Source organism: Mycobacterium sp. 1423905.2 (genome assembly GCF_001673155.1).
Taxonomy (GTDB): Bacteria; Actinomycetota; Actinomycetes; order Mycobacteriales; family Mycobacteriaceae; genus Mycobacterium.
The window spans coordinates 1-1,582 of the sequence record NZ_LZLE01000203.1 but is presented as its reverse complement, the minus strand read 5'-3'; the positions used below and the strand labels follow the sequence as shown (position 1 = coordinate 1,582).

The 1,582-nt window shown below is 67.4% G+C and carries 2 protein-coding genes; one reads left to right on the top strand and one right to left on the bottom strand.

Going from position 1 to position 1,582, the window contains the following annotated elements:
* On the top strand, positions 1-426 hold a 426-nt coding region (locus A9W95_RS12030; RefSeq protein WP_156746159.1), incomplete at its 5' end, for an aminotransferase class V-fold PLP-dependent enzyme.
* A 6-nt stretch (positions 427-432) separates the two neighbouring features.
* Here A9W95_RS12030 and A9W95_RS12025 read toward each other — a convergent pair.
* Positions 433-1,410, bottom strand: a complete 978-nt coding sequence (locus A9W95_RS12025; protein WP_067412562.1) for an NAD(P)H-quinone oxidoreductase — start codon at positions 1,408-1,410, stop codon at positions 433-435.
* Positions 1,411-1,582: the final 172 nt, after the last annotated feature.

Genomic DNA, 1,582 nt, shown 5'->3' with positions numbered 1-1,582 from the left:
GTGCACCAGTTCGGTCTGCTGGCCGGTGTGGTCGCCAGCATCGAATACCTCGCATCGCTGGACGAGGCGGCCCGCGGCAGCCGGCGCGAGCGGCTGTCGGTGTCGATGCACAGCGCCGGGTCGTATCTGAACCGGGTGTTCGACTATCTGATGGGGTCGCTGCGGTCGCTGCCGTTGGTGATAATGCTCGGCCGCCCGGAAGCCCGGATTCCGGTGGTGAGCTTCGCCGTGCACGACGTGCCCGCCGAACGAGTGGTGCAGCGGCTCGCCGACAACGGCATCCTGGCCGTCGCGAATCCCGAGTCCCGGGTGCTGGATGTGTTGGGCGTCAACGACATCGGCGGTGCGGTCACCGTCGGGCTGGCGCATTACTCGACGATGGCCGAGGTCGACCAGCTGGTGCGGGCGCTGGCGTCGTTGGGCTGAACGCCCCTAGACGGTCAGCACGACCTTCCCGGTGAGTTTTCCCGACGTCATCAGTTGATGCGCCGCGCCGGCTTCTTGGATGGGCATCCGCGCGCCGATGATCTCCCGGACCTGACCGGCCGCGATCAGGGGCCACACCTTGTCGGTGACCTCTTGGGCGATGGCGCTCTTGCTGTTGGGTCCGCTGACCGGGCGCGCGCGCAAGGTGGTGCCGATGATCCGCGCGCGTTTCGGCAGCAGCTTGCCCAGGTTCAGTTCGCCCTTGATCCCGCCCTGCATGCCGATGATCACCAGTTGCCCGTCGGTGGCCAACGCGTCGAGATTACGGTCGAGATAGGAGGCGCCCATGATGTCGAAGATCACGTCGGCGCCCGACCCGTCGGTCTCTTCTTTGATCCGTGCGACGAAGTCTTCGTCGCGATAGTTGATGGTGATCTGCGCGCCCAGTTCGCGGCAGAAGTCCAGCTTCTCCGGCGATCCCGCGGTGACGGCGACCCGGGCGCCCAGGGCGCGGGCCACCTGGATGGCGTGGGTGCCGATGCCGCTGGCGCCGCCGTGCATGAGCAGTAGCTGCCCGGCACTGAGCTGCGCGGTCATCACCAGGTTCGACCACACGGTGCAGGCCACCTCGGGTAGCCCGGCGGCGTCGACGAGACCGACTGAGCCCGGTATCGGCATCACCTGACCTTGCGGCACGGCGACATACTCGGCGTAGCCGCCGCCGGCCAGCAGCGCGCAAACTTCCTGTCCCACAGCCCATTTCGACACGTCCGGACCGACATCTGCGACGGTGCCGGACACCTCCATGCCGATGATTTCGCTGGCGCCCGGCGGGGGCGGGTAGTTGCCTGCGGCTTGCAGCACGTCGGCGCGGTTGACGCCGGCGGCGGTGACCTTGACGAGTACTTCGTCCGGTCCGGCGGAGACGTCGGGCACTTCTTGCCAGAGCAGGCGATCAGCTGATTCGGCGACGATGGCGCGCATGACGATCACGCTACCTAGTCACGTGCGCCACATCCGTCTCTGTCCGGAAGTGTGTCCAAAGTGCCCGCCTCACAGCGACAACTGGCGGGTGCCGCGAAGTTGTCGCTCGGAGGCGGGCACATCGAGTGCCGACCGGCGCAGCGGCTGGTGTGACAGCAGTGACCGCGCGGCA

Excerpts from the sequence above, each read along its gene's own strand:
- A9W95_RS12025 (WP_067412562.1), bottom strand. The coding sequence starts at position 1,410 with ATGCGCGCCATCGTCGCCGAATCAGCTGATCGCCTGCTCTGGCAAGAA.